The following is a 20,743-nucleotide window of genomic DNA, read 5'->3' as shown; positions in this document are numbered from 1 at the left end:
AGCGCCCGCCGGGTATGGCGGGCGCTTTCCGGTCTTCCGCCCGTCTTTTGCGGGCGCTTCGCGCTTGAAACTTCCCCTTCCAGCGCCGAGGTTTAAAGGCAGCCGCCGCCCGGGCGGCACGGGGAGAGACGCAAGATGCAGCACACCGCCCAATTTGAGAACGCGCCGGAAACCGCGCTGGATTGGCACAAGGCAGGCGCAGGCGCCGCATTGGCCACCGTGGTGCAGACCTGGGGTTCGGCCCCGCGCCGCACCGGCTCGCAGCTGGTGGTCTCCGGCGATGGCAGGATCGAAGGCTCCGTCTCCGGCGGCTGCGTCGAGGGCGCCGTGGTGGTCGAGGCGCAGGAGGCGCTGGCGGACGGCAAGCACCGGCTCCTGGAATTCGGCGTCAGCGACGAGGATGCCTTTGCCGTCGGCCTCGCATGCGGCGGCACCATCAAGGTGCTGGTGGAACCGGTCGGCTCCGCGCTGCCCGCGGAGATGCTTGAGGAGCTGGTTCAGGCCCGCGCCGCCCGCACGCCTGTTGCCTATGAAGTAAACCTCACCACCGGCGCGCGGCAACTTCTGCGCGGCGCATACCCCGACCGGATGCGCATGGACCGCTCTGGCTTGGAGGACGATGGCGAGATCTTTGTGGCTGTTCACAACCCGCCGCTGCGGCTGGTCTGCGTCGGCGCGGTCCACATCGCGCAGGCCCTGGTTCCGATGGCGCGGATCGCGGGCTATGACCCGGTGATCATCGACCCCCGCGCGGCCTTCGCGTCGCCGGAACGTTTCCCCGGCGAGACGCTGATGGACGACTGGCCGGACGAGGCGGTGCAAAAGCTCGGCCTCGATACCCGCACCGCGCTGGTGCTGCTGACCCACGACCCCAAACTGGACGACCCGGCCTTGCACGCGGGGCTGGCGGCAGACGTGTTTTACATCGGCGCGCTGGGCTCCAAGAAAACCCACACCGCCCGCGTCGCCCGGATGCAGGAAGCCGGCTTCACTGAAGACCAGATCAGCCGCATCCACGGCCCCATCGGCCTCGACATCGGCGCCGCCGGTCCAGCGGAAATCGCCGTCTCGATCCTGTCCGAGATGACCGCCGTCCTGCGCGGCAAGCAGCCATGAGGTTTGGCCCGGTTCCCCTGAAGGACGCCGAAGGCGCCATCCTCGCGCACTCGCTGCAAGGCGCCACCCGCAAGGTCGCCAAGGGCACGATGCTGACTGGTGAAGACCTCGCAGAGCTCGCTGCGGCGGGCCATGAGACGCTGACCGCCGCCCGGCTCGACCCCGCCGACATGCATGAGGACGCTGCCGCCGAGGCGCTGGCACACGCACTGGTGCCGGATCCGTCCGCGCAGGGCATCCGGATTTCCGGCGCGGGCACCGGGCGGGTGAACCTGTACGCCACAGGCGCCGGGGTCGTGCGGCTGGACCGCGCCAAGCTGGAGGCGGTCAACGCGGTGGACCCGATGATCACCGTCGCCACTGTGCCGGACTATCACCGGGCCGACGCGGGGGGTATGCTCGCGACGATCAAGATCATTTCCTATGGTGTGCCCGCAGACGCAATCCGCCGCGCCAGCGAAGGGGCAGGGGACGCGATCAGGGTGCTGCCGCCGGTGCTGTCCTCGGCCACGCTCATCGAAACCACGGTGAGCAAGGACACGCCCCCCGACAAGGGCCGCGCCGCGATGGCGGGCCGGTTGCACCGGATGGGCCTCAGCCTGTCGGCGCGGGTGGTGGTGCCGCACAGCGAGGATGCGCTGGCTGAGGCCATCACCCAGGCGCCGGGGCAGCTGGTGCTGGTGCTGACAGGCTCCGCCACCTCCGACCCGCACGACGTGGCGCCGCAGGCTGTGCGCAACGCAGGCGGCACAGTGACCCGCTTCGGGATGCCGGTGGACCCCGGCAATCTGCTGTTTCTTGGCAAATACCAGACCAAGCCGGTGATCGGCCTGCCGGGCTGCGCCCGGTCCCCGGCGCTCAACGGTGCAGACTGGGTGCTGGAGCGGGTGATCTGCGGCATTCCTGTCACCTCTTCCGATATCGCCGCGATGGGTGTTGGCGGGCTGCTAAAGGAAATCCCCACCCGCCCGATGCCGCGCCGCGACGCAGAAGGCTGACGCCGCAGCGCAGCGCGGGATTTGTGACGCAGGGTCACAACCTTGGGTAAGCACTTCTGACGCGAAATTTACCCTCTGCCCCCCTGTTAAAACACTTCGCGGATGGCGCGGCCCGTGCTTAACTCCCCCCAGCCAGACAAAAACAAGCTAAAGGGAGGGTACTATGGCCAAGGTCTCCATGACCGTGAATGGCAAGGCTGCCAGCGGCGAGGTTGAAGGGCGCACGCTGCTGTCCTCATTCCTTCGGGAAGAGCTCGGGCTGACCGGCACCCATGTGGGCTGCGACACCAGCCAGTGCGGAGCCTGCGTTGTGCATGTGGACGGCAAGGCGGTGAAAGCCTGTACCATGCTGGCGCTCGAGGCCGAAGGCGCGGAGGTTGCCACCATCGAAGGGCAGGCCAACGCCGACGGCTCGCTGAACACAATCCAGCAGGCGTTCCAGGACCACCACGGGCTGCAATGCGGCTTCTGCACGCCGGGCATGGTGATGTCGGCGGCAGCGCTGCTGAAAGACAACCCCAAGCCCAGCGAACAGGAAATCCGGGAGTATCTGGAAGGCAACCTGTGCCGCTGCACCGGCTACCACAATATCGTCAAGGCGATCATGGCTGCCTCGGGGCAGGATGTGTCCTCCATCGCGGCGGAGTGACAGGAAGACCCCAGGCCGGCACCCGGCCTGAGCTGAACAAGGAGTGAGTTACCAAGAGGTGCGCCTCGCAAGGCAGCACCCTCCAGGGAGGAAAGACCAGACATGCCCAAGGATAACGGCATCGGCGCCAGCCCCAAGCGGCGCGAGGACGTGCGGTTCCTGACAGGAGCCGGGAATTACACCGACGACATCAACGTGAACGGCCAGGCCTACGTGCATTTCCTGCGCGCGGATGTGGCCCATGCCACCATCAATTCCATCGACACATCAGCAGCGGCTGAGATGCCCGGTGTGGTGAAAATCTTCACCGGCGCCGATTTCGCCGAAGTAGGCGGCATCCCCTGCGGCTGGGGCGTCACCGACCGCCACGGCAACCCGCAGCAGGAGCCGCGCCACCCGATCATCGCCGACGGCACCATCCGCCACGTGGGGGAGATCGTTGCGGCGGTGGTGGCCGACACGCTGGAACAGGCCCGCGATGCGGCCGAGGCCATCGAGCTGGACCTGAGTGATAAGCCCGCGGTGGTCGATATGGCGGCAGCGCTGGCAGAAGGCAGCACCAAGGTGCATGAGGATCTGACCTCAAACCTCTGTTATGACTGGGTGTTCGGGAACGATGACGACGACGCGGTGCAGGCGGCCTTTGACAGCGCCGCCCATGTGACCACGCTGGAGCTGGTCAACAACCGCCTGGTCGCCAACCCGATGGAGCCGCGCGTGGCCATCGGCGACTACAGCCGCGCAACGGATGAATACACGCTCCACACCACCAGCCAGAACCCGCATGTGATCCGCCTCCTGATGTGTGCCTTCGTGCTGGGCCTGCCGGAGCACAAGGTGCGGGTGATCGCGCCGGACGTGGGCGGCGGCTTCGGCTCCAAGATCTTCCACTACGCCGAGGAAGCCTTCTGCACCCATGCCGCCAAGGCCTGCGGGCGGGCGGTGAAATGGACCTCCACCCGGGCCGAGGCGTTCATCTCCGACGCCCACGGCCGCGATCATGTGACCAGGATCGAGCTGGCGCTGGACGGCGACAATAACTTCACCGCGCTGCGCACCAATACGATGGCCAATATGGGCGCGTATCTGTCGACGTTTTCGACCTCGGTGCCCAGCTATCTGCATGGCACCCTGATGGCCGGGAACTACAAGACGCCGATCGTGCAGGTGAACGTCAAGACCGTCTTCACCAACACGGTGCCCGTCGATGCCTACCGCGGCGCGGGCCGGCCGGAGGCGACCTATCAGCTGGAGCGCGTCATCGACAAGGCCGCGCGCGAGCTGGGTGCCGATCCGATTGCGCTGCGCCGCCAGAACTTCATCACCGAGTTTCCCTATGAAACCCCGGTGGCGCTGACCTATGACACCGGCGATTACGTGGCGACCATGGACAAGCTGGAGGAGGTCGCCGACGTGGCAGGCTTCGCCGCCCGGCGTGCGGAAAGCCAGAAGAACGGCAAGCTGCGCGGCTTTGGCGTCAACTGCTATATCGAGGCCTGCGGTATCGCGCCCTCCAACATCGTCGGCATGCTGGGCGCCCGTGCGGGGCTTTACGATGCCGCCACGGTGCGGGTCAATGCCACCGGCTCCATCAGCGTGATGGTCGGCGCGCATGCGCACGGGCAGGGGCATGAAACCACCTTCCCGCAGGTCGTCGCCGACATGATCGGCATTGATGAGAGCATGGTCGACATCGTGCATGGCGACACCGGGCGGGTGCCGTTTGGCATGGGCACTTACGGCTCGCGCTCCATCGCGGTCTGCGGCTCTGCCATGGTGCGCGCGACTGAGAAGATCATCAGCAAGGCAAAGAAGATCGCCGCCCACCTGATGGAGGCCTCCGACGCCGATATCGAGCTGAAGGACGGCCAGTTCACCGTTGCGGGCACCGACAAGTCCGTCGCCTGGGGCGATGTCTGTCTGACGGCCTATGTCCCCCACAACTACCCGCTGGAGGAGCTGGAGCCGGGGCTGGAGGAGACCGCGTTCTATGATCCGGCCAACTTCACCTATCCGGCCGGCGCCTATGCCTGCGAGGTGGAGGTGGATCCCGACACCGGCAAGGTCACCATCGAACGCTTCGCAGCGGCCGATGACTTCGGCAATATCATCAACCCGATGATTGTTGACGGCCAGGTCCACGGCGGGCTGGGCCAGGGCATCGGCCAGGCGCTGCTGGAGAATGCGGCCTATGACGAGGACGGCCAGCTGCTGTCGGCCTCCTTCATGGATTACGCGATGCCCCGGGCTGACGACGTGCCGTTCTATCAGGTGGACCACTCCTGCCAGACCCCCTGCACCCACAATCCGCTGGGCGTAAAGGGCTGCGGCGAGGCCGGGGCGATCGGCTCGCCGCCGGCGGTGGTCAACGCGGTGATCGACGCGCTGCAGTCGGGCGGCAAGAACGTCACCCATATCGACATGCCGCTATCGCCCGCGCGTGTTTGGGCGGCGATGAATGGGTAAGGGTTCATGGGGGCTCTGCCCCCATACCCCCGGAGTATTTTCGGAAAGATGAAAGCCGGTCAGCCGGTTTTCGGAAAGGATACGCGATGTATGAATTCGAATTCGAGAAACCCTCGACCGTCGCTGAGGCCGTGGCCGCGCTGGCGGATGAGGACGCGCAGGCGCTCGGCGGCGGGCAGACGCTGATCCCGACGCTGAAGCAGCGGCTGGCGATGCCGTCGAAACTGGTGAGCCTCGGCGGCATTCCGCAGCTGAAGGAGCTGAGCGACAACGGCGGTATGCTGACCATCGGCGGCGCCGTCACCCATGGCGAAGTGGCAGAGGCCGCGGCGGGCAGCTATCCGGCGCTGGCTGATCTGGCGAGCCACATCGGCGACCCGGCGGTCCGCAACCGCGGCACCATCGGCGGCTCGCTGGCCAACAACGACCCGGCCGCCTGCTATCCGGCGGCGGCGCTGGGCAGCGGCGCCACCATCGTGACCAACACCCGCGAGATCACCTCTGACGACTATTTCCGCGGCCTGTTCGAGACGGCGCTGGAGGAGGGCGAGATCATCACCGCGGTGCGGTTCCCGGTGCCGGAAAAGGCCAATTACCAGAAATTCCTGCAACCCGCCTCGCGCTTTGCGCTGGTGGGCGTGTTTGTTGCCAAATACGCCGCCGGGGTGCGGGTGGCGGTGACTGGTGCTTCGGAGGAGGGCGTGTTCCGCTGGAACGAGGCCGAGGCGGCGCTGGATGCCGATTTCGCGCCGGACGCGCTGGACGGGCTGAGCGTGGATGCCGGCGGCATGATCGGGGACCTGCATGGCACCAAGGAATACCGCGCCCATCTGGTTGGAGTGATGGCCAAGCGGGCCGTGGCCGCGGCGGGCTGATCGGCCATGGCCAGGTAAATGCGCAGGCACCGGTCTCCGGTGCCTGTTCCCGTGTCAGTGCTTCAGATAGCCCGACATTTCTTCCAGCAGGCTCTGCGTCTTGCCGGAAAGCTCCCGGATCTCGGTGGCAATGACGGCAAAGCCCTTGCCCATATCGCCGATCCGCGCGGCCTCGATCGAGGCGTTGAAGGAAATGAACTTGATGTTCTTCCCGACCCCTTCGGCGGTGGCGATGGTCGCGCGCATCTGCTCATCACGCTCCGCCTCGCGGAGCTGCTGGGCCTCGCTCAGGCAATGCACCAGGTCTTTGAGGAAGGCCGACACCGCAGGTTCCAGCCGGTAGAGGCAGAGGGCGTCCAGTTCCGGCACCGCGCGCACATGATCCAGCGCTGCGCCGCCATCCGCCTGGACCGCTGCGCGGTGGAGCGGCGTCAGCAGCTCAAGGCAGGTCCCGCGCTTCGCCTCAAGCTCAGCAGGCAGTGTGTAGCCGCAGGCGTCCAGCAGCCCTTGCAGCCCGCTGCCCAGCATATCATGCGCCGCGCGGATGCGCTGCACCGACAAGGCCAGGACATCCTCCGCACCGCTGCTGTCCGCCCCGGCCGGCGCCTGCGCCAGTGCCAGCAGCGAAAGGGCGGCGATGCGGCTGGGGCCGATGGCCATGAAGGCGGTGTTCTGAACATCGGTCAAACTGGTCATGCGTCTGCTTTCACTGAGGATGGCACAGGTATAACCGGGCAGGCATTAAGGCACCGCTAACCGTAGCAAACAAAAAGCCCCGCAGGCGGAACCTGCGGGGCTGTGCCATGCACCTGCGGCGCGCGGCTTATTTCTTGGCCAGCGGACCGATCATCATGATCATCTGGCGGCCTTCCATCTTCGGCATGTTCTCGACCTTGCCGATTTCCTTGGTGTCCTCGGCGACCCGCTCCAGCAGTTCGCGGCCAAGGTTCTGGTGCGCCATTTCGCGGCCGCGGAAGCGCAGGGTGACCTTCACCTTGTCGCCGTTCTCCAGGAACTTGACGACGTTGCGCATCTTCACGTCATAGTCATGAGTGTCCGTGTTGGGACGGAACTTGACCTCTTTGACCTCGATGATCTTCTGCTTCTTGCGGGCTTCGCTCTCGCGCTTTTGCTGTTCGTACTTGAACTTGCCAAAGTCCATGATCTTGCACACGGGCGGGTTGGCATTGGGCGAGATTTCAACCAGATCAAGTCCGGCTTCGGCGGCCATGTCCATGGCCTTGGCCGGATGCACAACACCGACGTTTTCGCCATCGGCGCCGATCAGGCGGATTTCGGGGGCGCGGATTTTTTCGTTGACGCGCGGGCCGGTATCACGTTGAGGCGGCGCGTTATGAGGTCTGCGGGCTATGACTGCGATCCTTCTGTCATTGCAAAAAGTGCGGGAACGCTACTGCCCCCGCGCATGTGATTCAAGGCTTATGCGCGGTATGGCGGCAGGAAAGCCGCTTTTCAAGGCCGCATATTGCAAATGGCCCTTAAAACAGGCGTCTTTGCCGGCTGCGGCCGGCCGAAAGCTGCGCCGCGCAACGTCCTGAAAAGGCTCAATTGCGGCGGGGTTCCGCCGGTTGGGCTGGCGCAGCGGCGCGCGGCCGCCCGTGCGCGGGCTGCAGGGAACTTCCCCCTTGAGCGGGGCCAGGTGCCGCCCCATTTGGCAGAGCAGATGGCGAGAGACCGGCCAGCGGGGCCGGGTCATGGAAGGAGTCCATTATGAAACAGTTGTTGATCGTGATTGCCCTCGGTGTTGCCGCGGTGGCCGGCTACATGATGCTGACAGGCCCGGAGCCGCAAGAGACAGCGCCTCTGGAGACCGTTCCGCAGGCCGAAGAGGAGCAGAGCAGCACGGTGCCGGAAACGGCTGAAGAGAGCGCTGCCCCGGCTGAGCAGGCTGTGGAAGACGCGGCAGAAGCGGTGGAAGGGGCCATCGAATCCGGCGCCGAAGCTGCCGGGTCGGCTGTCGAGGCTGTGCAGGACACGCTGAACGAAGCGGCGGGCGCTGCGGCCGAGGCGGCAGGCGATGCTGTCGACGCGGTACAGGAGTCCGCCGGTGAGACCGCTGGCGGCGTCGCAGACCTGGCGGGTGAAGCCGCGGATGCGGCCGATGAGGCTGCGGATCAAGCGGGTCAGGCCGCGGATGCCGCTGCCGATACAGCCGCCGGCGCGGCAGATGCGGCACAGGACTCGGCAGCCGATGCCGCCACCGAGGAGCTGAACAGCGCGGCCGGAGCGGTTGAAGGCGGCGCGGCCGTGGAAACCGAAGGCACTGCCGGCAGCAACTAAGCGCTGCTGCACCCCCCCTGCGTGACCCCGCGCGGCCGGCTCCTCCCGGCCGCCGGATGCCGGGCAAGGATCAGTGGGGCCGGGCCTGCGCCTGCTGCGCGATCCTGGCCATCTGGTCCAGCGGGGTCTGGCCGCCCGCCTGGGCTTGAGGCTGAGCCTGGGTCGGGGCCTGAGGCGCCAGGAAGGCCAGAAACGTCTCCCAGCCGCCGGCGCTGCTGCCTTGTTTGCGGGCCCGCTGGATCTGCAGCTGTGCCACGCCGACCAGGTCCAGCGGTTTGGAGCCGTCGTAGGTGCTGCCGGTGATGCCGGCCAGGCGGCTGCGGAATTTCTCGCCCATCGAGTTCAGCAGCAGCATCTGCGCGGTCACCGGGTGGCCGGCCTGCACCAGCGAGTCGAACATCTGGTCGATGTCCTGCGGGCTGATGGCGCGCGGGTCATAGCGTTCCTTGACGCTGGCGATTCTTTCGGGGATCGAGGGCTGCACCTGGTCCGGACGGGCCTGAAACCCTGCCACCGCGGACTTGACGCGCGCCTTGCCTGCCTCTGTGCGCACGGACGTGAAGACGGGCGCCTGCCCTGAGGCCAGTTCATTCTGCATTTCGAGCTTCTCCATTCTGGATACTTGGCTCAGGAATACAGAATCATCCCCAACAAATGATAAACGGGAGGCGGCGGCCTCCCGTCAAAACAGTGTCAAAAATCGGGCAGCCCGCGGGGGCAGCCCGGCCCGGGATCAGTCCAGGAACGCCTTTTCCACCACGAAGTGCGCAGGCTTGGAGTTGGCGCCCTCCTCAAGGCCATAGGTGTTCTCAAACAGGTCCTTGAGCTCCAGGTTGAACGCCAGGTTGCCGCAGATCATCGCGCGGTCGCTTTCCGGGTTCAGCGGCGGCACGCCGAGTTCTGCAAACGCCTCGCCAGAGCGCATCAGGTCGGTGATGCGGCCCATCTTGGGGCTCTCCTCGCGGGTGGTGGTCGGGTAGTATTTGATCTTCTTCCAGAAGCCTTCGCCGATCACCTCGTTCAGCAGCTCATCGTCCTTCAGGCTGTCGATCAGGCGCTTGCCGTACTCCAGCTCGCCCACCTCGCGGCAGGTGTGGGTGATGATCACCTCGTCGTAATCCTCGTAGGTCTGCGGCTCGCGCAGCAGCGAGGCAAAGGGCGCAAAACCGGTGCCGGTGGCAAAGAACCAGATCCGCTTGCCGGGCAGCAGCGCGTCATGCACCAGGGTGCCGACGGGCTTGGGCCGCAGGATGATCTCGTCGCCCGGCTTGATGTGCTGCAGTTTGGAGGTCAGCGGGCCGTCCTGCACCTTGATCGAGTAGAACTCCATTTCCTCATCCCAAGAGGGGGAGGCGATGGAATAGGCGCGCAAGAGCGGCTTCTGCTTGCCGGTCTTGGGGTCCGGATCGTTCATCAGACCGATCATCACGAACTCGCCGGAGCGGAAGCGCAGGGACGCGGGCCGGGTGCAGCGGAAGGAAAACAGCCGGTCGGTCCAGTGTTTCACCTCGGTCACGGTCTGGGCGTCGGGCAGGGCCGGCACCGCTTTGGCCGGTTTCGGGTCGGTTGCAGTGTCGGTCACGGGTGTCATCTCATTCATCGGTTGCACTGCCGGAGGAATAACCGGCACCTCTGATTAATCTTTGATACAGGTCAGGAAAAGCCCCGGTTTTGGAAAACCGGCCCCGCGCGTGACGCAACGGAACCGGTTTCAGGGGCATTTCCCGGGTTCGCAGAGGGCTGGCTCAGCGGGCAGCGGTGCTGCCGCGCAGGCGGGCCTGGTAGCTATGCGCCTTCCAGTCGGCGCGGGCAAGCCACTGTTCCTCGGGCTGGCGGGCGGCCAGCTCATCGCTGATCTCCACCTCGTCAAAGCCGGAGCGGCGGGCCATCGCGTACTGGTCGGCCAGCACATGGCCGAAGGCGCGCAGGCGGCCCTCATAGCCCTTCAGCCGCAGCTGGCGGGCCAGGGTAAAGCCGCGGCCGTCGGCAAAGCTGGGGAATTGCACCCGCACCAGTTCGATGCCGTCCAGCGGCACGTCATTCAGGCTGGCATCAGAGGCCAGTTCCAGCACGTTGGCGCCGTCAAAACCGCCGGTCCAGTCATCTTGGGCAAAGCCCGTGTCCGTCACGATAACAGTCATCGTTCAAGCTCCTGTTCGCACGAATTTGCCATCCACCACATGGATGCCGCATTCTTCTTTGTTTTCGCCGCGCCAGCGCCCGGCACGGGGGTCTTCGCCTTCCTTGACCGGGCTGGTGCAGGGCGCGCAGCCGATCGAGGGATAGCCCTTGGCCACCAGCGGATGGCGGGGCAGGCGGTTTTCATCCATATAGGCGCGCACGTCCTCGGGCGCCCAATGGGCCAGCGGGTTGATCTTGAGCCGTCCGGTGCCGTCCTCGACCTCGAAGAAATCGAGTGCGGCGCGGGAGCCCGACTGGAACCGCTTGCGGCCGGTGATCCAGCCTTCATATCCGTCCAGCGCCTTCTGCAGCGGGATCGTCTTGCGCAGGGTGCAGCAGGCGTCCTTGTCGCTGAAGCGCAGCGCCCCGTAGGGGTCCTTCTCGGCGATGTCGTCGGCGCGGATGATGCGCACATTGCGCAGGCCCAGCCGCTCGCTCACCTCCTGCTGATAGAGCAGGGTTTCGGTGAACAGCAGTTCGGTGTCCACGAACACAACCGGCGTCATCGGGTCGATGACCGCGGCCATGTGCAAAAGCACCACGGATTCCGCGCCGAAAGAGGAGACCAGGGCGATATGCCCTGCGTCCCGCAAAGCGCCCTCCATCACCGAAGTGGCCGAATGGTGGCGGTAGCGCGCATTAAGCGCTTCCGCCTTGGCGGCCAGCTCCCGGTCCCGGGGGCCGATGGACTCCCCGGCGGGCTTGTTTCCGGCTGAATGGAACATCAGATCAGGCGACCTTTTTCTGAGCCTCGGGATAGAGCGCGGCCTTGAACGGCTCCATGCCGATCCGGCGGTAGGTTTCGAGGAAGGTTTCCTCTGCGCTTTCACGCCGCGCCATGTAGACCTCCACGATGCGCTCCACGGCCGGAACAATCTCGTCATAGGCAAAGCCGGGGCCGGTGCGGGTGCCGATGGCAGCCGTCTCGGTGGCGTCGCCGCCCAGGGTGATCTGGTAGTTCTCCACCCCTGCACGGTCCAGGCCCAGGATACCGATATGGCCCACGTGGTGGTGGCCGCAGGCGTTGATGCAGCCGGAGATCTTGATCTGCAGATGGCCGATGTCGTGCTCCATCTTCAGCTCGTCAAAGCGGGTTGCGATCTCCTGCGCGACCGGGATCGAGCGGGCGGTTGCCAGCGCGCAATAATCCATGCCCGGGCAGGCGATGATGTCCGAGATCAGGCCGATGTTGGCGGTGGCGAGGCCGTGCTCTTTCAGCTTGGCGTGGATCGCGGGCAGGTCGTTCTTGTGGACATGCGGCAGGATCACGTTCTGCTGGTGGCTGATGCGCAGCTCGTTGTAGCCGTACTGCTCCGCCAGGTCGGCCATCAGGCGCATCTGCTCGGCGCTTGCGTCGCCCGGGGTTGCCCCATGCGCCTTGATCGAGATGGTGGCGATGGCGTGGCCCTCGGCGCGGTGCGCGTGCAGGTTGGTGTCGGCCCAGGCGCGGAACACCGGGTCGTTTTCATAGGCCGCATCGAACACATCGGCCGGACCCGAACGGAACTCCGGCGCCTGGAAATGCGTCTTGATCTCTTCCAGCAGCTGCTGGTCGGTGCCGTCGTACTGGCCACGGATCGCCAGGAAGGCTTCCTCGGTCATCGCGCGGTAGGTGTCGATGCCGTTCTCGGAGACGGTGATCTTGATGCGCGCCTTGTACTTGTTGTCGCGGCGGCCCAGCACGTTGTAGACGGTCAGAACCGCCTCCAGATAGGGCAGCAGATCCGCCTGCGGCAGGAACTCGCGCAGCACCTGGCCGATCATCGGGGTACGGCCCAGGCCGCCGCCGACGATGACTTTGAAGCCAATCTTGCCGTCCTGCTCCACCACCTGCAGGCCCACGTCATGCGCCTTGATCACGGCGCGGTCGGCGCTGCTGCCGGTGATGGCGATCTTGAACTTGCGGCCCAGGAACTGGAATTCCGGGTGGTCGGTGGACCACTGGCGGATCAGCTCGGCATAGGGGCGCGGGTCGGTCAGCTCATCCGCGGCGGCACCGGCGAAATGGTCGGCGGTGGTGTTGCGGATGGTGTTGCCCGAGGTCTGGATGGCGTGCAGCCCGACCTCACCCAGCGCATCCAGCATGTCCGGGATGTCGCGCAGCTTGGGCCAGTTGTACTGGATGTTCTGGCGGGTGGTGAAATGGCCGTAGCCCTTGTCCCACTTCTCCGCCAGCAGCGCCAATGCACGCATCTGGTTGGGGTTCAGGGTGCCATAGGGCACCGCGACCCGCAGCATATAGGCGTGCAGCTGCAGGTAAACGCCGTTCATCAGGCGCAGCGGCTTGAACTCGTCCTCGGTGAGGGAGCCGTCGATGCGGCGCTCGACCTGGGCGCGGAACTGAGCGTTGCGTTCTGCCAGGAAGGCTTCGTCGAACTCATTGTACTTATACATTGGCGTCAGCCTCCTGCTTGCCGTGGAAGTAGTTCGAGGGGCCGGTGCGGCGGAATTCCTCGCGGAAGTGGGTCGGCTCGGGGCCGTTCGGGCCTGCCTTGGCGTCGGCCAGATAGGCGCCGACGATCTTGATGTTCTGCTTCTCCGCCTCGATCAGGCGCAGCTGGGCTTCGGCCTCATCGGTGATCAGCTCGGCCTCCGACAGCTCGCGGGTCCAGGTGTCCTGGGCGGTGAAATAGATCACGTCGCCTTCCAGCAGGTCGTTGGCGGTGATGACTTTGGGTGTAAAGGGGCGAGGCATTATGCAAGCTCCGTCTTGAGGTCGTTCAGGGCGGCCGCCGCTTTGCGCGGCGCAAGTCCCAGGAAGGTGAGGGCGGGGCCGTCGAACCCGGCCGCGTCGAGATCGGCAGGCAGGCGGTCCAGCGTGGTTTCCAGCACCCGCTGTTCAGGGCGGGAGGCGTTTTCGACAATGGTCACCGGCATGGCGCGGTCCGCCCCGTGCATGATCAGGCGGCCCTGCACGAAACGGGCGGATTTCTTGCCCATGTAGACCGCGGCAACCTCGCCCGGGCGCGCCAGTGCGGCCCAGTCGTGATCGGCAAAACCCTTCATGTCGTGCCCGGTCAGGAACCGCACCGAAGAGTTGCGGCCGCGCTGGGTCAGGCTCTGTCCGATGCCCGCCACGGCGGCAGACGCGGCGGTGATGCCGGGGATGATCTGGCTGGCAATGCCGGCGTTTTCCAGCGCGGTCAGCTCTTCATCCAGGCGGGCAAAGACGGTGGGATCGCCGGCCTTCAGCCGCAGCACCTTCTTGCCGGCCTTGGCATGGGCCACCAGGCGCGCGCAGATCTCCTCCTGGCTGACCTGCGGGCCAAAGCCCTCCTTGCCGACGTTTTCCAGAACCGCTTGCGCACCGGCCAGCGCCATGATCTCTGCGCTGACGAGACGGTCATAGAGGATCACGTCGGCTTCTTGCAGCGCGCGCAGGGCTTTCAGGGTCAGCAGGTCCGGGTCGCCGGGGCCGGAGCCTGCAAAGGCAACCTGCCCCGGCACCAGGCAACACATGCCGCCGCGGACGTGAGCGGTGGCATTGGCAGCATGTGTCATGTGTGCGGACATCCCTGTACCCTCTGTGCGGTGTGTTTGACTTGAGGGTAGATATAGGAAATATTCCCGGTATTGCGCCATATGGGCGTTGAAATAAGAACGTTGGTTTTGCTGAGGCGGGATGCCGGGCCGATTGGTCCTCACAATAGGAGAAAACAGGGATGACGGTGCGGATCGACGGCACGGACCGGAAAATTCTGGCTGAACTGCAGCGGGACGCCAGCCAGTCGCTGGACGAAATAGCCCGCCGGGTGGGGTCATCCAAGACCCCGGTTTGGAATCGGATCCGCAAGCTGCGCGAGGCCGGGGTGATCGGCCAGCAGACGGTGCTCTTGGACCCGGAGGCGCTGGGGTTTGAGGCCTGTTTCTTTGTCCTCATCCGCACCTCGGAGCACGAGGCGGAATGGCAGGCCAAGTTCCTGCAGGCCCTGCGCGACCGCCCCGAGGTGCAGGAGGCGCACCGGCTGGCGGGCGACATCGACTATATTCTGAAAGTCCGGGTGCAGAACGCGCGCGCCTATGACGTATTCTATCAGGCGCTGATCTCCGAGGTGAAGGTGCACAACGTGACCGCGCTTCTGTCGATGGAAGAGATCAAATCGACCACTATGCTGCCGCTGGGCGCCTGAGAGCGCGCGCCCGGCCCCTGCCGCGTCAGGCCGGGGCCGCGGCAGCACGGCAGCGTGCCGCTGTCACAGGGGCGGGCGCAGCAGCAGGTGGCGCCCGTCCTGCAGCCGCCACGGCGATGTCTCGCCAGTGGCAGCCTCCGGCATAACGCCGATGTCGGCCAGCAGATGCGGCGATGTCCCGGCCAGCCGCTCAAGATCGCGGCAAGGCACCCGGACCGCGTCCTGGGACACCGCAGCATGAGGCTCAGCTTTTCTCAGTCCCGTCAGACCTGCAATCCAGCCAAGCACGCTGCGGGCTGGAGATCCGTGGTGCCGGGCGCCTGCGTTATCGCAATATGCGGTCATAGCTAATCCTCCGTTCTGGCCTTTGAGAGTTAGGGCCGGAGGGGCTTGCGCGCAAACCAGTTAAACTCCACCATGGATCAGGAAAACTGACCCATGGTGAAATCATGCGCCTGCCGCCCCTCAATGCCCTGCGCGCCTTCGAGGCCGCTGCCCGCCACGAGGGCTTCATCGCTGCCGCAGACGAGCTGTTCGTGACCCGGGGCGCGATCAGCCGCCAGGTAAAGATCCTGGAGGACCACATCGGCGTGCAGCTGTTCCACCGCAATGCCCGCGGGGTGGAGCTGACGGCGGCGGGGCGGCGGCTCTATCCGGTGCTGACAGAGGCCTTTGCGATGATGCAGCGCGAGGTGGAGCAGGTTGCGGCGGATGCGGCGGAGCTGCGGGTGATCTGCCCGCCGACTCTGTCGATCCGCTGGCTGCTGCCGCAGCTGGAGCAGTTCCGGGCCGCGCATCCGGAGATCAAGCTGCAGCTGACCACGGATTTCTACAGCAGCAAGGGCTTCAGGGGGGCGGAGTACGATCTTGGCATTTCCGTCGAGAACCGCGTCGGGCGGCCGCCGGACATCGAGGTGCTGCCGCTATTCGAAATGGTCCTCGCCCCGGCCTGCGCCCCGTCGCTGCTGCCGGCTCTGGCGGATGGCCCGGCAGCGCTGGCGGGCCAGCGGCTGCTGCACGAAAGCCCGCGCCGCTTTGACTGGGCGACCTGGGTGCAGCATTTCGGGGTGGAGCAGGTGGACCCTGCCAGCGGCGAGGCGTTTCCGAACCTCGACATGGCTACCCGCGCCGCAGTGATAGGGGCCGGCGTGGTGATGGCGGATCTGGTCCTGTGCCACGAGGAACTGGCAAGGGGCGATCTGGTGCTGCCCTTTCCGGAGATGACCTGCGGTTCCCCGGACGGGGCTTATGCCTTGATCGGCGAGCGGCAGAAGTGGAACGACCCCAAAGTGGCCGCCTTCCGGGACTGGCTGCTGAGCGGCCCCTGCATGGCCGCCGTTTCCACCCTGCCGCAGTGACCGCCGGGCGCTGCCGGGCAGGGCGGAGAGGGGGCGCTGCCCCCTCGGCGCTGGGGCGCCTCACCCCCGGAGTATTTTGCCAAAGGTGAAATGGGGGGCGCCGCGCCGCGTCAGCGGCGCTTGGCCCAACCGGGCAAGGGGATCTGTGATCCCCGCTGCGCGGGCGGGAGCGCCCGGTTTTTAGCTGCGGGTCACCATCAGCCGGGTCAGGCCGTGGAAGTGGTAGGTGTTGGAATACTCGGGCTCCGCCGCCAGTTTCAGGTCCGGGCAGCTCTCGAACAGGATCGGCAGGGCGATCTGCATTTCCAGCCGCGCCAGCGGCGCGCCGACGCAGAAGTGCAAGCCGCCGCCGAAGCTTTTGTTCACCTTCGGCGGGCGGGCTGGGTCAAAGCGCTCCGGATTGTCCAGCGCCGCCGGGTCGCGGTTGGCAGCGCCCAAGAGCAGCGCCACCTGGTCGCCGCGCTGGAGGGTGTGGCCGAAAACCTCTGCCTCCTCATAGGCGTATCGGGTGAACATGTGCAGCGGCGGGTCAAAGCGCAGGATTTCCTCCACCAGCCCCTCGATACCGTCCGGCGCCAGCCACTCCGGCTGCCAGCCCTGCTGCAGCATCGTCTTCACGCCGTTGCCCAGCGAATGTACGGTGGCCTCGTGCCCCGCGTTCAGAAGCAGGATGCAGGTGCCGATCAGCTCATCGGTGGAAAGCTTGTCGCCTTCCTCCTCCGCCGCGATCAGCCGGGTGATCAGGTCGTCGCGGGGATCGTTGCGGCGCTCGTCAATGTAGCCCCTCAGAAAGTCTGTGAACTCTTGCGAGGCCTGGGCCGCGGCGTGTTCGGTCTCTTCAGTGCGCGCGGCCTGGTACATCGCCACCATCTTGTGCGACCAGTCCAGCAGTTGCGGCGCCATTTCCTCCGGCACGCCCAAAAGGCGGCAGATGGTGATCACAGGCACCTGGGTGCAATAGGCGTCCAGCAGGTCAAAGGGCTGGTCCGGGAAGGTATCAATCAGCTGGCGGCACAGGTCCTTGATGCCCGGTTCCAGCGCCGCGATCTCGCGCGAGGTGAAGGCGCGCAGCACCAGCCGGCGCAGGCGGGTGTGGCGGGGCGGCTCGGCGTCGAGCATCGAATGCGCCTCCACCGCCAGGAAGGGGGCCAGATGGGCAGGGCCTTCGGTGCGCAGCTCTTCCGGTACTTCGCGGCCGAAGCGGCGGTCGCGCAGCAGCATGTGCACGGCGGAATGGCCGAAGGCCGCCATCATGCCGTAGTCCCGCCAGAGGTGCAGCTGGCCCTCCGTCCGGGCGGCGGCGTAGAAAGGATAGGGGTCCTGCACAAAGGCGGGATCGGTCGGGGATTGGAGTAAAGTCTTCATACACCGGTTTTTGCCGCTGCATCTGGTCAATGCAAGGGGCGCGCTGCTAACGTGCCGCCATGAAAACACAGAACTTTCTTCGCTGGAGCCTGCCTGCCGGGTTCCTGTTGGCTGTCGTGGCGCTGGCGCTGGCGGTCTGGTCGTACGGCTACCGGCAGGCGCTGGACAGCCTGGCCGAACGCAGCGCCGCCGACCTGGCCCTGGCCTCGGACCGTGTGAGCACGCAATTGCAGGTTTATCAGGAGCTGGCGGTGCTGACCGCCGGACACCCGGTGCTGGCGGATCTTGCCACCGGGGCCCAGCGGCTGGAGGCCGCGGAACTGCTGCGCTCGGTGGCGGACAAGACCGCGGCGCTGGATGTTTTCTTTGCCGCCCCGGACGGGCAGGTGCTGGCCGCGGCTGAAGGGGTCACGGGGGGCAGCGTGGCGCAGCAGGACTATTTTATCCGCGCCATGCAGGGGGCCCTGGGCACCGGCCACGGGGTTCTGCAGCCGGACGGCCAGCGGGCCTATTTCTATGCCGCTCCTGCCTTTGCCGTTGATGGCGGGGTGCGCGGAGCACTGGTGGTGGTGGCCGATGTGGCGGATGTGGAGCAGACATGGCGCGGCTCGCTGCCGGCGGTGTTCTTTACTGATAAGAGCGGGGAGGTGTTCATTGCAAACCGCTCGGAGCTGCTGTTCTGGCGGCGCAGCGCGGACGGGGATACCCCCCGCGTGACGGCCACCGAGTATCATGCGGGGCACGAGGTCTGGAGCCTGGAGGGCAGCCCGTATCTGCCCGCCCGCGCTCTGCACCTTTCGGTTGCGCTGCCGGTGATCGGCATGACCGGTGAAATTCTGGTGGACGTGGCCCCGGCGCGGCGGATTGCCGTGCTGCAGGCGGCGGCGCTGGCGGCGGTTTGCCTGGCCTTTGGCGCCATGCTGTTCATCGTGATGGAGCGCCGCCGCACGCTGGCGGAAGCCAACGCGGTGCTGGAAAGCCGGGTGGCAAAGCGGACCAAGGCCTTGTCCCTCGCCAATGATCAGCTGCGCCGCGAGGTGCGCGAGCGCGAGGAGGCCGAGGCGGCCCTGAAACGCGCGCAGGAGGAGCTGGTGCAGGCGGGCAAGCTCACGGCGCTGGGGCAGATGTCGGCGGGGATCAGCCACGAGCTGAACCAGCCCCTGATGGCGATCCAGCAGTATTCAGAGAACGGCGCCGCCTTTCTGGAGCGCGGCAAGGCAGAGCGCACGGCGGAGAATCTGGGGCGGATTTCGGACATGGCGGTGCGGATGGCGCGAATCATCAAGAACCTGCGCGCCTTTGCCCGCAACGAGAGCGAGCCGATGGGGCAGGTCGATCTGGTGCAGGTGATCAGCGCCGCGGCAGAGCTGACGGCGCCGCGGCTGAAGGCGGAGCAGGTGGATCTGCGCTGGCAGCCTGCCGACTACCCCGCGCCGGTCTACGCCTGGGGCGGCGAGGTGCGGCTGACGCAAGTCTTCGTGAACCTGATCAACAACGCGGCGGATGCGATGCAGGGGCAGGTGGAGAAGGTGATCTCGATTTCGGTCGACGACGGCCCGCGGCTGCAGGTGCGGGTGCAGGACAGCGGCCCCGGCATCAAGGAGCCGGAGAAGATGTTCGAACCATTTTATTCCACCAAGGTGGTTGGCAGCTCCGAAGGGATGGGGCTGGGGCTGTCGATCTCTTATGGTCTGGTGCAAAGCTTTGGCGGCAATATCCGCGGCACCAATACCGGCGGCGGCGCGGTGTTCACCGTCGAGCTGGAGCCGTGGAGCGATGCCGGGCAGCGGGATGATGCCGCATGATCCGCAAGGTGCTCTTGGTGGATGACGATGCCGCGGTGCGGGAGGCGCTGGCGCAGACGCTGGACTTGAACGATCTGGAGGCGGTCACCGCGGGCTCCTTTGTGGCGGCCAAGGACCTTATCACCCGCGAATTCGAGGGGGTTATCGTCTCCGACCTGCGGATGCCGGGGCGGGACGGGTTTCATCTGCTGGACTATGCCCGCAGCATGGATGAGGAGCTGCCGGTGGTGCTGCTGACCGGCGAGGGCGACATTCCGATGGCGGTGAAGGCGATGTCGCAGGGCGCGTTTGATTTCCTGGAGAAGCCCTGTGCCGCGGCGGATTTCCTGCCGGTGCTGGAGCGCGCGCTGAAGACCCGGGCGCTGGTGCTGGAGAACCGGCGCCTGAAGCGGCAGCTGGAGACCGGCGATCCGGCTTCGCGGCTGCTGTTCGGCACCTCGCCGCAGGCCGGGGAGATGCGGCAGCGGGTGCGGGCGGTGGCGCCGACGGGGGCAGAGGTGCTGGTCACCGGCGCGCCGGGCAGCGGCATCTCCAAAGTGGCGGAGGTCATTCACCTGATGTCGCCCGCGGGTCAGGGGCCGTTCGTGAAGCGCCCTGCCGCCGGGCTGGCGGCAGAGACGGTGGCGGAGCTGTGCCAGGAGGCGGCGGGCGGGTCCTTGTTTCTGGACGAGGTGCAGGCGCTGCCGGAGGCGGCGCAATATGCGCTGCTCGCGCAGCTGGAGCAGGGCAGCGGGGTGCGGATCATCGCGGGCTCCAGCGCCGATCTGGCGGGCAAGGTGGCGGCGGGCGGTTTCAGCCCGGATCTGTTCTACCGTCTGGATGTGATGCGGGTGCGGATCCCGTCGCTGGCCGAACGCCCCGGCGATATTCCGGTGCTGTTCCGCCATTACGTGGCGCAGTCGGCGGAGCAGGCGGGGATCGAGCCGCCGGAGATCGGCCAGGAGCATCTGGCAGCGCTGATGGCACAGGACTGGCCGGGCAACGCGCGCTCGCTGATGTCGGCGGCGATGCGGTTTGTGCTGGGGATGCCGGAGGAGGCCGCCGCGGCGGCGGGGCTGGGGCTGGCGGAGCAGATGGCGCAGGTGGAGCGCTCCTTGCTGATTGCGGCGCTGGGGCGGGCCAACGGGCGCGCGGCTGCGGCCGCCGAAGCCCTGAAGCTGCCGCGCAAGACATTCTACGATAAGCTGGCCCGCTATGGCATCCGGCCCGAGGATTACCGCCGCTGAGGGCGCTGGGGGCCGGGGGGTGCGGGTCGTCTGTTCCGGCATCGCTGCCGGGGTATTGAAGGAGGCGGCGCCGCCGGAAAGCCCCAAGGGGGCCATGGGCGGAGGGAGGACGGGGGTCGCAAGCCCCCATGTCCGCTGAAGCCTTCGGTGCGGGACGCCCCTGCACCCGATGAGGAGGTGGTCTTGGGGGCCCTGTGATCTCCTGGTCGGTGCGGGGTGTCAGTCCGCACCGGTGTCGCGACGGGGGCAGTATTGCAGCGCGGGGTTAAGGAC

The 20,743-nt window shown here is 66.4% G+C and carries 21 protein-coding genes; 10 read left to right on the top strand and 11 right to left on the bottom strand.

Features of this window, described 5'->3' with window-relative positions:
- Positions 1-135: 135 nt before the first annotated feature.
- The 5 genes from AC5STI_RS06985 (at position 136) to AC5STI_RS06965 (ending at position 6,104) form a co-directional block, all read left to right on the top strand.
- Entirely contained in the window at positions 136-1,116 is a 981-nt protein-coding gene (locus tag AC5STI_RS06985; protein ID WP_495446155.1) for an XdhC family protein, read from the top strand.
- Positions 1,113-2,114, top strand: coding sequence for a molybdopterin-binding protein (locus AC5STI_RS06980; RefSeq protein ID WP_495446154.1), 1,002 nt, complete (start codon positions 1,113-1,115; stop codon positions 2,112-2,114). Before AC5STI_RS06985 ends, AC5STI_RS06980 begins: the two co-directional genes overlap by 4 nt.
- Positions 2,115-2,277: 163 nt before the next feature.
- Positions 2,278-2,763, top strand: a complete 486-nt coding sequence (locus AC5STI_RS06975) for a (2Fe-2S)-binding protein (protein WP_495446153.1) — start codon at positions 2,278-2,280, stop codon at positions 2,761-2,763.
- A gap of 102 nt (positions 2,764-2,865) precedes the next feature.
- Entirely contained in the window at positions 2,866-5,229 is a 2,364-nt protein-coding gene (locus AC5STI_RS06970) for a xanthine dehydrogenase family protein molybdopterin-binding subunit (RefSeq protein ID WP_495446152.1), read from the top strand.
- 86 nt (positions 5,230-5,315) lie between these two features.
- The gene (locus AC5STI_RS06965) at positions 5,316-6,104 is read left to right on the top strand and encodes an FAD binding domain-containing protein (protein WP_495446151.1); all 789 of its coding nucleotides are present in this window, start codon (positions 5,316-5,318) and stop codon (positions 6,102-6,104) included.
- A 54-nt stretch (positions 6,105-6,158) separates the two neighbouring features.
- Here AC5STI_RS06965 and AC5STI_RS06960 read toward each other — a convergent pair whose 3' ends face one another.
- Both AC5STI_RS06960 and infC read right to left on the bottom strand, forming a co-directional pair.
- Complete coding sequence (locus tag AC5STI_RS06960) at positions 6,159-6,800, bottom strand: methyl-accepting chemotaxis protein (protein ID WP_495446150.1); 642 nt, start codon at positions 6,798-6,800, stop codon at positions 6,159-6,161.
- Positions 6,801-6,927: 127 nt separating this feature from the next.
- Entirely contained in the window at positions 6,928-7,389 is a 462-nt protein-coding gene (gene infC, locus AC5STI_RS06955; protein WP_475053166.1) for a translation initiation factor IF-3, read from the bottom strand.
- A 446-nt stretch (positions 7,390-7,835) separates the two neighbouring features.
- Between infC and AC5STI_RS06950 the strand changes: the two genes are divergently transcribed.
- Positions 7,836-8,405, top strand: coding sequence for a hypothetical protein (locus AC5STI_RS06950; protein WP_495446149.1), 570 nt, complete (start codon positions 7,836-7,838; stop codon positions 8,403-8,405).
- A 70-nt stretch (positions 8,406-8,475) separates the two neighbouring features.
- On the opposite strand, the gene AC5STI_RS06945 is transcribed toward AC5STI_RS06950, so the two are convergent.
- The 7 genes from AC5STI_RS06945 to cobA form a co-directional block, all read right to left on the bottom strand.
- Positions 8,476-9,018 (bottom strand): hypothetical protein, encoded by a 543-nt coding sequence (locus tag AC5STI_RS06945; protein ID WP_495446148.1) that lies wholly within the window; start codon positions 9,016-9,018, stop codon positions 8,476-8,478.
- A gap of 120 nt (positions 9,019-9,138) precedes the next feature.
- Positions 9,139-10,005 carry a ferredoxin--NADP reductase gene (locus AC5STI_RS06940; RefSeq protein WP_495446147.1) on the bottom strand — a complete coding sequence of 289 codons (867 nt, stop codon included), beginning with the start codon at positions 10,003-10,005 and terminating at the stop codon, positions 9,139-9,141.
- A gap of 145 nt (positions 10,006-10,150) precedes the next feature.
- Complete coding sequence (locus AC5STI_RS06935; RefSeq protein WP_495446146.1) at positions 10,151-10,546, bottom strand: DUF934 domain-containing protein; 396 nt, start codon at positions 10,544-10,546, stop codon at positions 10,151-10,153.
- Positions 10,547-10,549: 3 nt separating this feature from the next.
- A complete protein-coding gene (locus AC5STI_RS06930; protein ID WP_495446145.1) occupies positions 10,550-11,311 on the bottom strand; it encodes a phosphoadenylyl-sulfate reductase in 762 nt (253 codons plus the stop codon).
- A 4-nt stretch (positions 11,312-11,315) separates the two neighbouring features.
- A complete protein-coding gene (locus AC5STI_RS06925) occupies positions 11,316-12,980 on the bottom strand; it encodes a nitrite/sulfite reductase (protein ID WP_495446144.1) in 1,665 nt (554 codons plus the stop codon).
- The gene (locus tag AC5STI_RS06920) at positions 12,973-13,281 is read right to left on the bottom strand and encodes a DUF2849 domain-containing protein (protein ID WP_475052812.1); all 309 of its coding nucleotides are present in this window, start codon (positions 13,279-13,281) and stop codon (positions 12,973-12,975) included. Before AC5STI_RS06920 ends, AC5STI_RS06925 begins: the two co-directional genes overlap by 8 nt.
- Positions 13,281-14,087, bottom strand: coding sequence for a uroporphyrinogen-III C-methyltransferase (cobA, locus tag AC5STI_RS06915; protein WP_495446143.1), 807 nt, complete (start codon positions 14,085-14,087; stop codon positions 13,281-13,283). The genes AC5STI_RS06920 and cobA overlap by 1 nt, the downstream gene beginning before the upstream one ends.
- A gap of 161 nt (positions 14,088-14,248) precedes the next feature.
- Here cobA and AC5STI_RS06910 point away from each other — a divergent pair, with 161 nt between their 5' ends.
- On the top strand, positions 14,249-14,716 hold the full coding sequence (locus AC5STI_RS06910; RefSeq protein ID WP_421053554.1) for an Lrp/AsnC family transcriptional regulator: 468 nt from the start codon (positions 14,249-14,251) through the stop codon (positions 14,714-14,716).
- A 63-nt stretch (positions 14,717-14,779) separates the two neighbouring features.
- Here AC5STI_RS06910 and AC5STI_RS06905 read toward each other — a convergent pair whose 3' ends face one another.
- Positions 14,780-15,061: a hypothetical protein gene (locus AC5STI_RS06905; protein WP_495446142.1), complete on the bottom strand. Its 282-nt coding sequence runs from the start codon at positions 15,059-15,061 to the stop codon at positions 14,780-14,782.
- Between the two features lie 104 nt (positions 15,062-15,165).
- On the opposite strand from AC5STI_RS06905, the gene AC5STI_RS06900 reads away from it, so the two are divergent.
- A complete protein-coding gene (locus tag AC5STI_RS06900; protein ID WP_495446141.1) occupies positions 15,166-16,074 on the top strand; it encodes a LysR substrate-binding domain-containing protein in 909 nt (302 codons plus the stop codon).
- Positions 16,075-16,254: 180 nt separating this feature from the next.
- Here AC5STI_RS06900 and AC5STI_RS06895 read toward each other — a convergent pair whose 3' ends face one another.
- Complete coding sequence (locus AC5STI_RS06895) at positions 16,255-17,439, bottom strand: cytochrome P450 (RefSeq protein ID WP_495446140.1); 1,185 nt, start codon at positions 17,437-17,439, stop codon at positions 16,255-16,257.
- A 59-nt stretch (positions 17,440-17,498) separates the two neighbouring features.
- On the opposite strand from AC5STI_RS06895, the gene AC5STI_RS06890 reads away from it, so the two are divergent.
- Positions 17,499-19,244 carry a sensor histidine kinase gene (locus AC5STI_RS06890; protein WP_495446139.1) on the top strand — a complete coding sequence of 582 codons (1,746 nt, stop codon included), beginning with the start codon at positions 17,499-17,501 and terminating at the stop codon, positions 19,242-19,244.
- On the top strand, positions 19,241-20,470 hold the full coding sequence (locus AC5STI_RS06885; protein ID WP_495446138.1) for a sigma-54-dependent transcriptional regulator: 1,230 nt from the start codon (positions 19,241-19,243) through the stop codon (positions 20,468-20,470). Before AC5STI_RS06890 ends, AC5STI_RS06885 begins: the two co-directional genes overlap by 4 nt.
- Positions 20,471-20,743 lie beyond the last annotated feature (273 nt).

This window comes from Leisingera sp. CC-HEC096, assembly GCF_059429235.1.
Note: the sequence above shows the minus strand (reverse complement) of the source record. Positions and strands in the feature narration are given on the sequence as shown.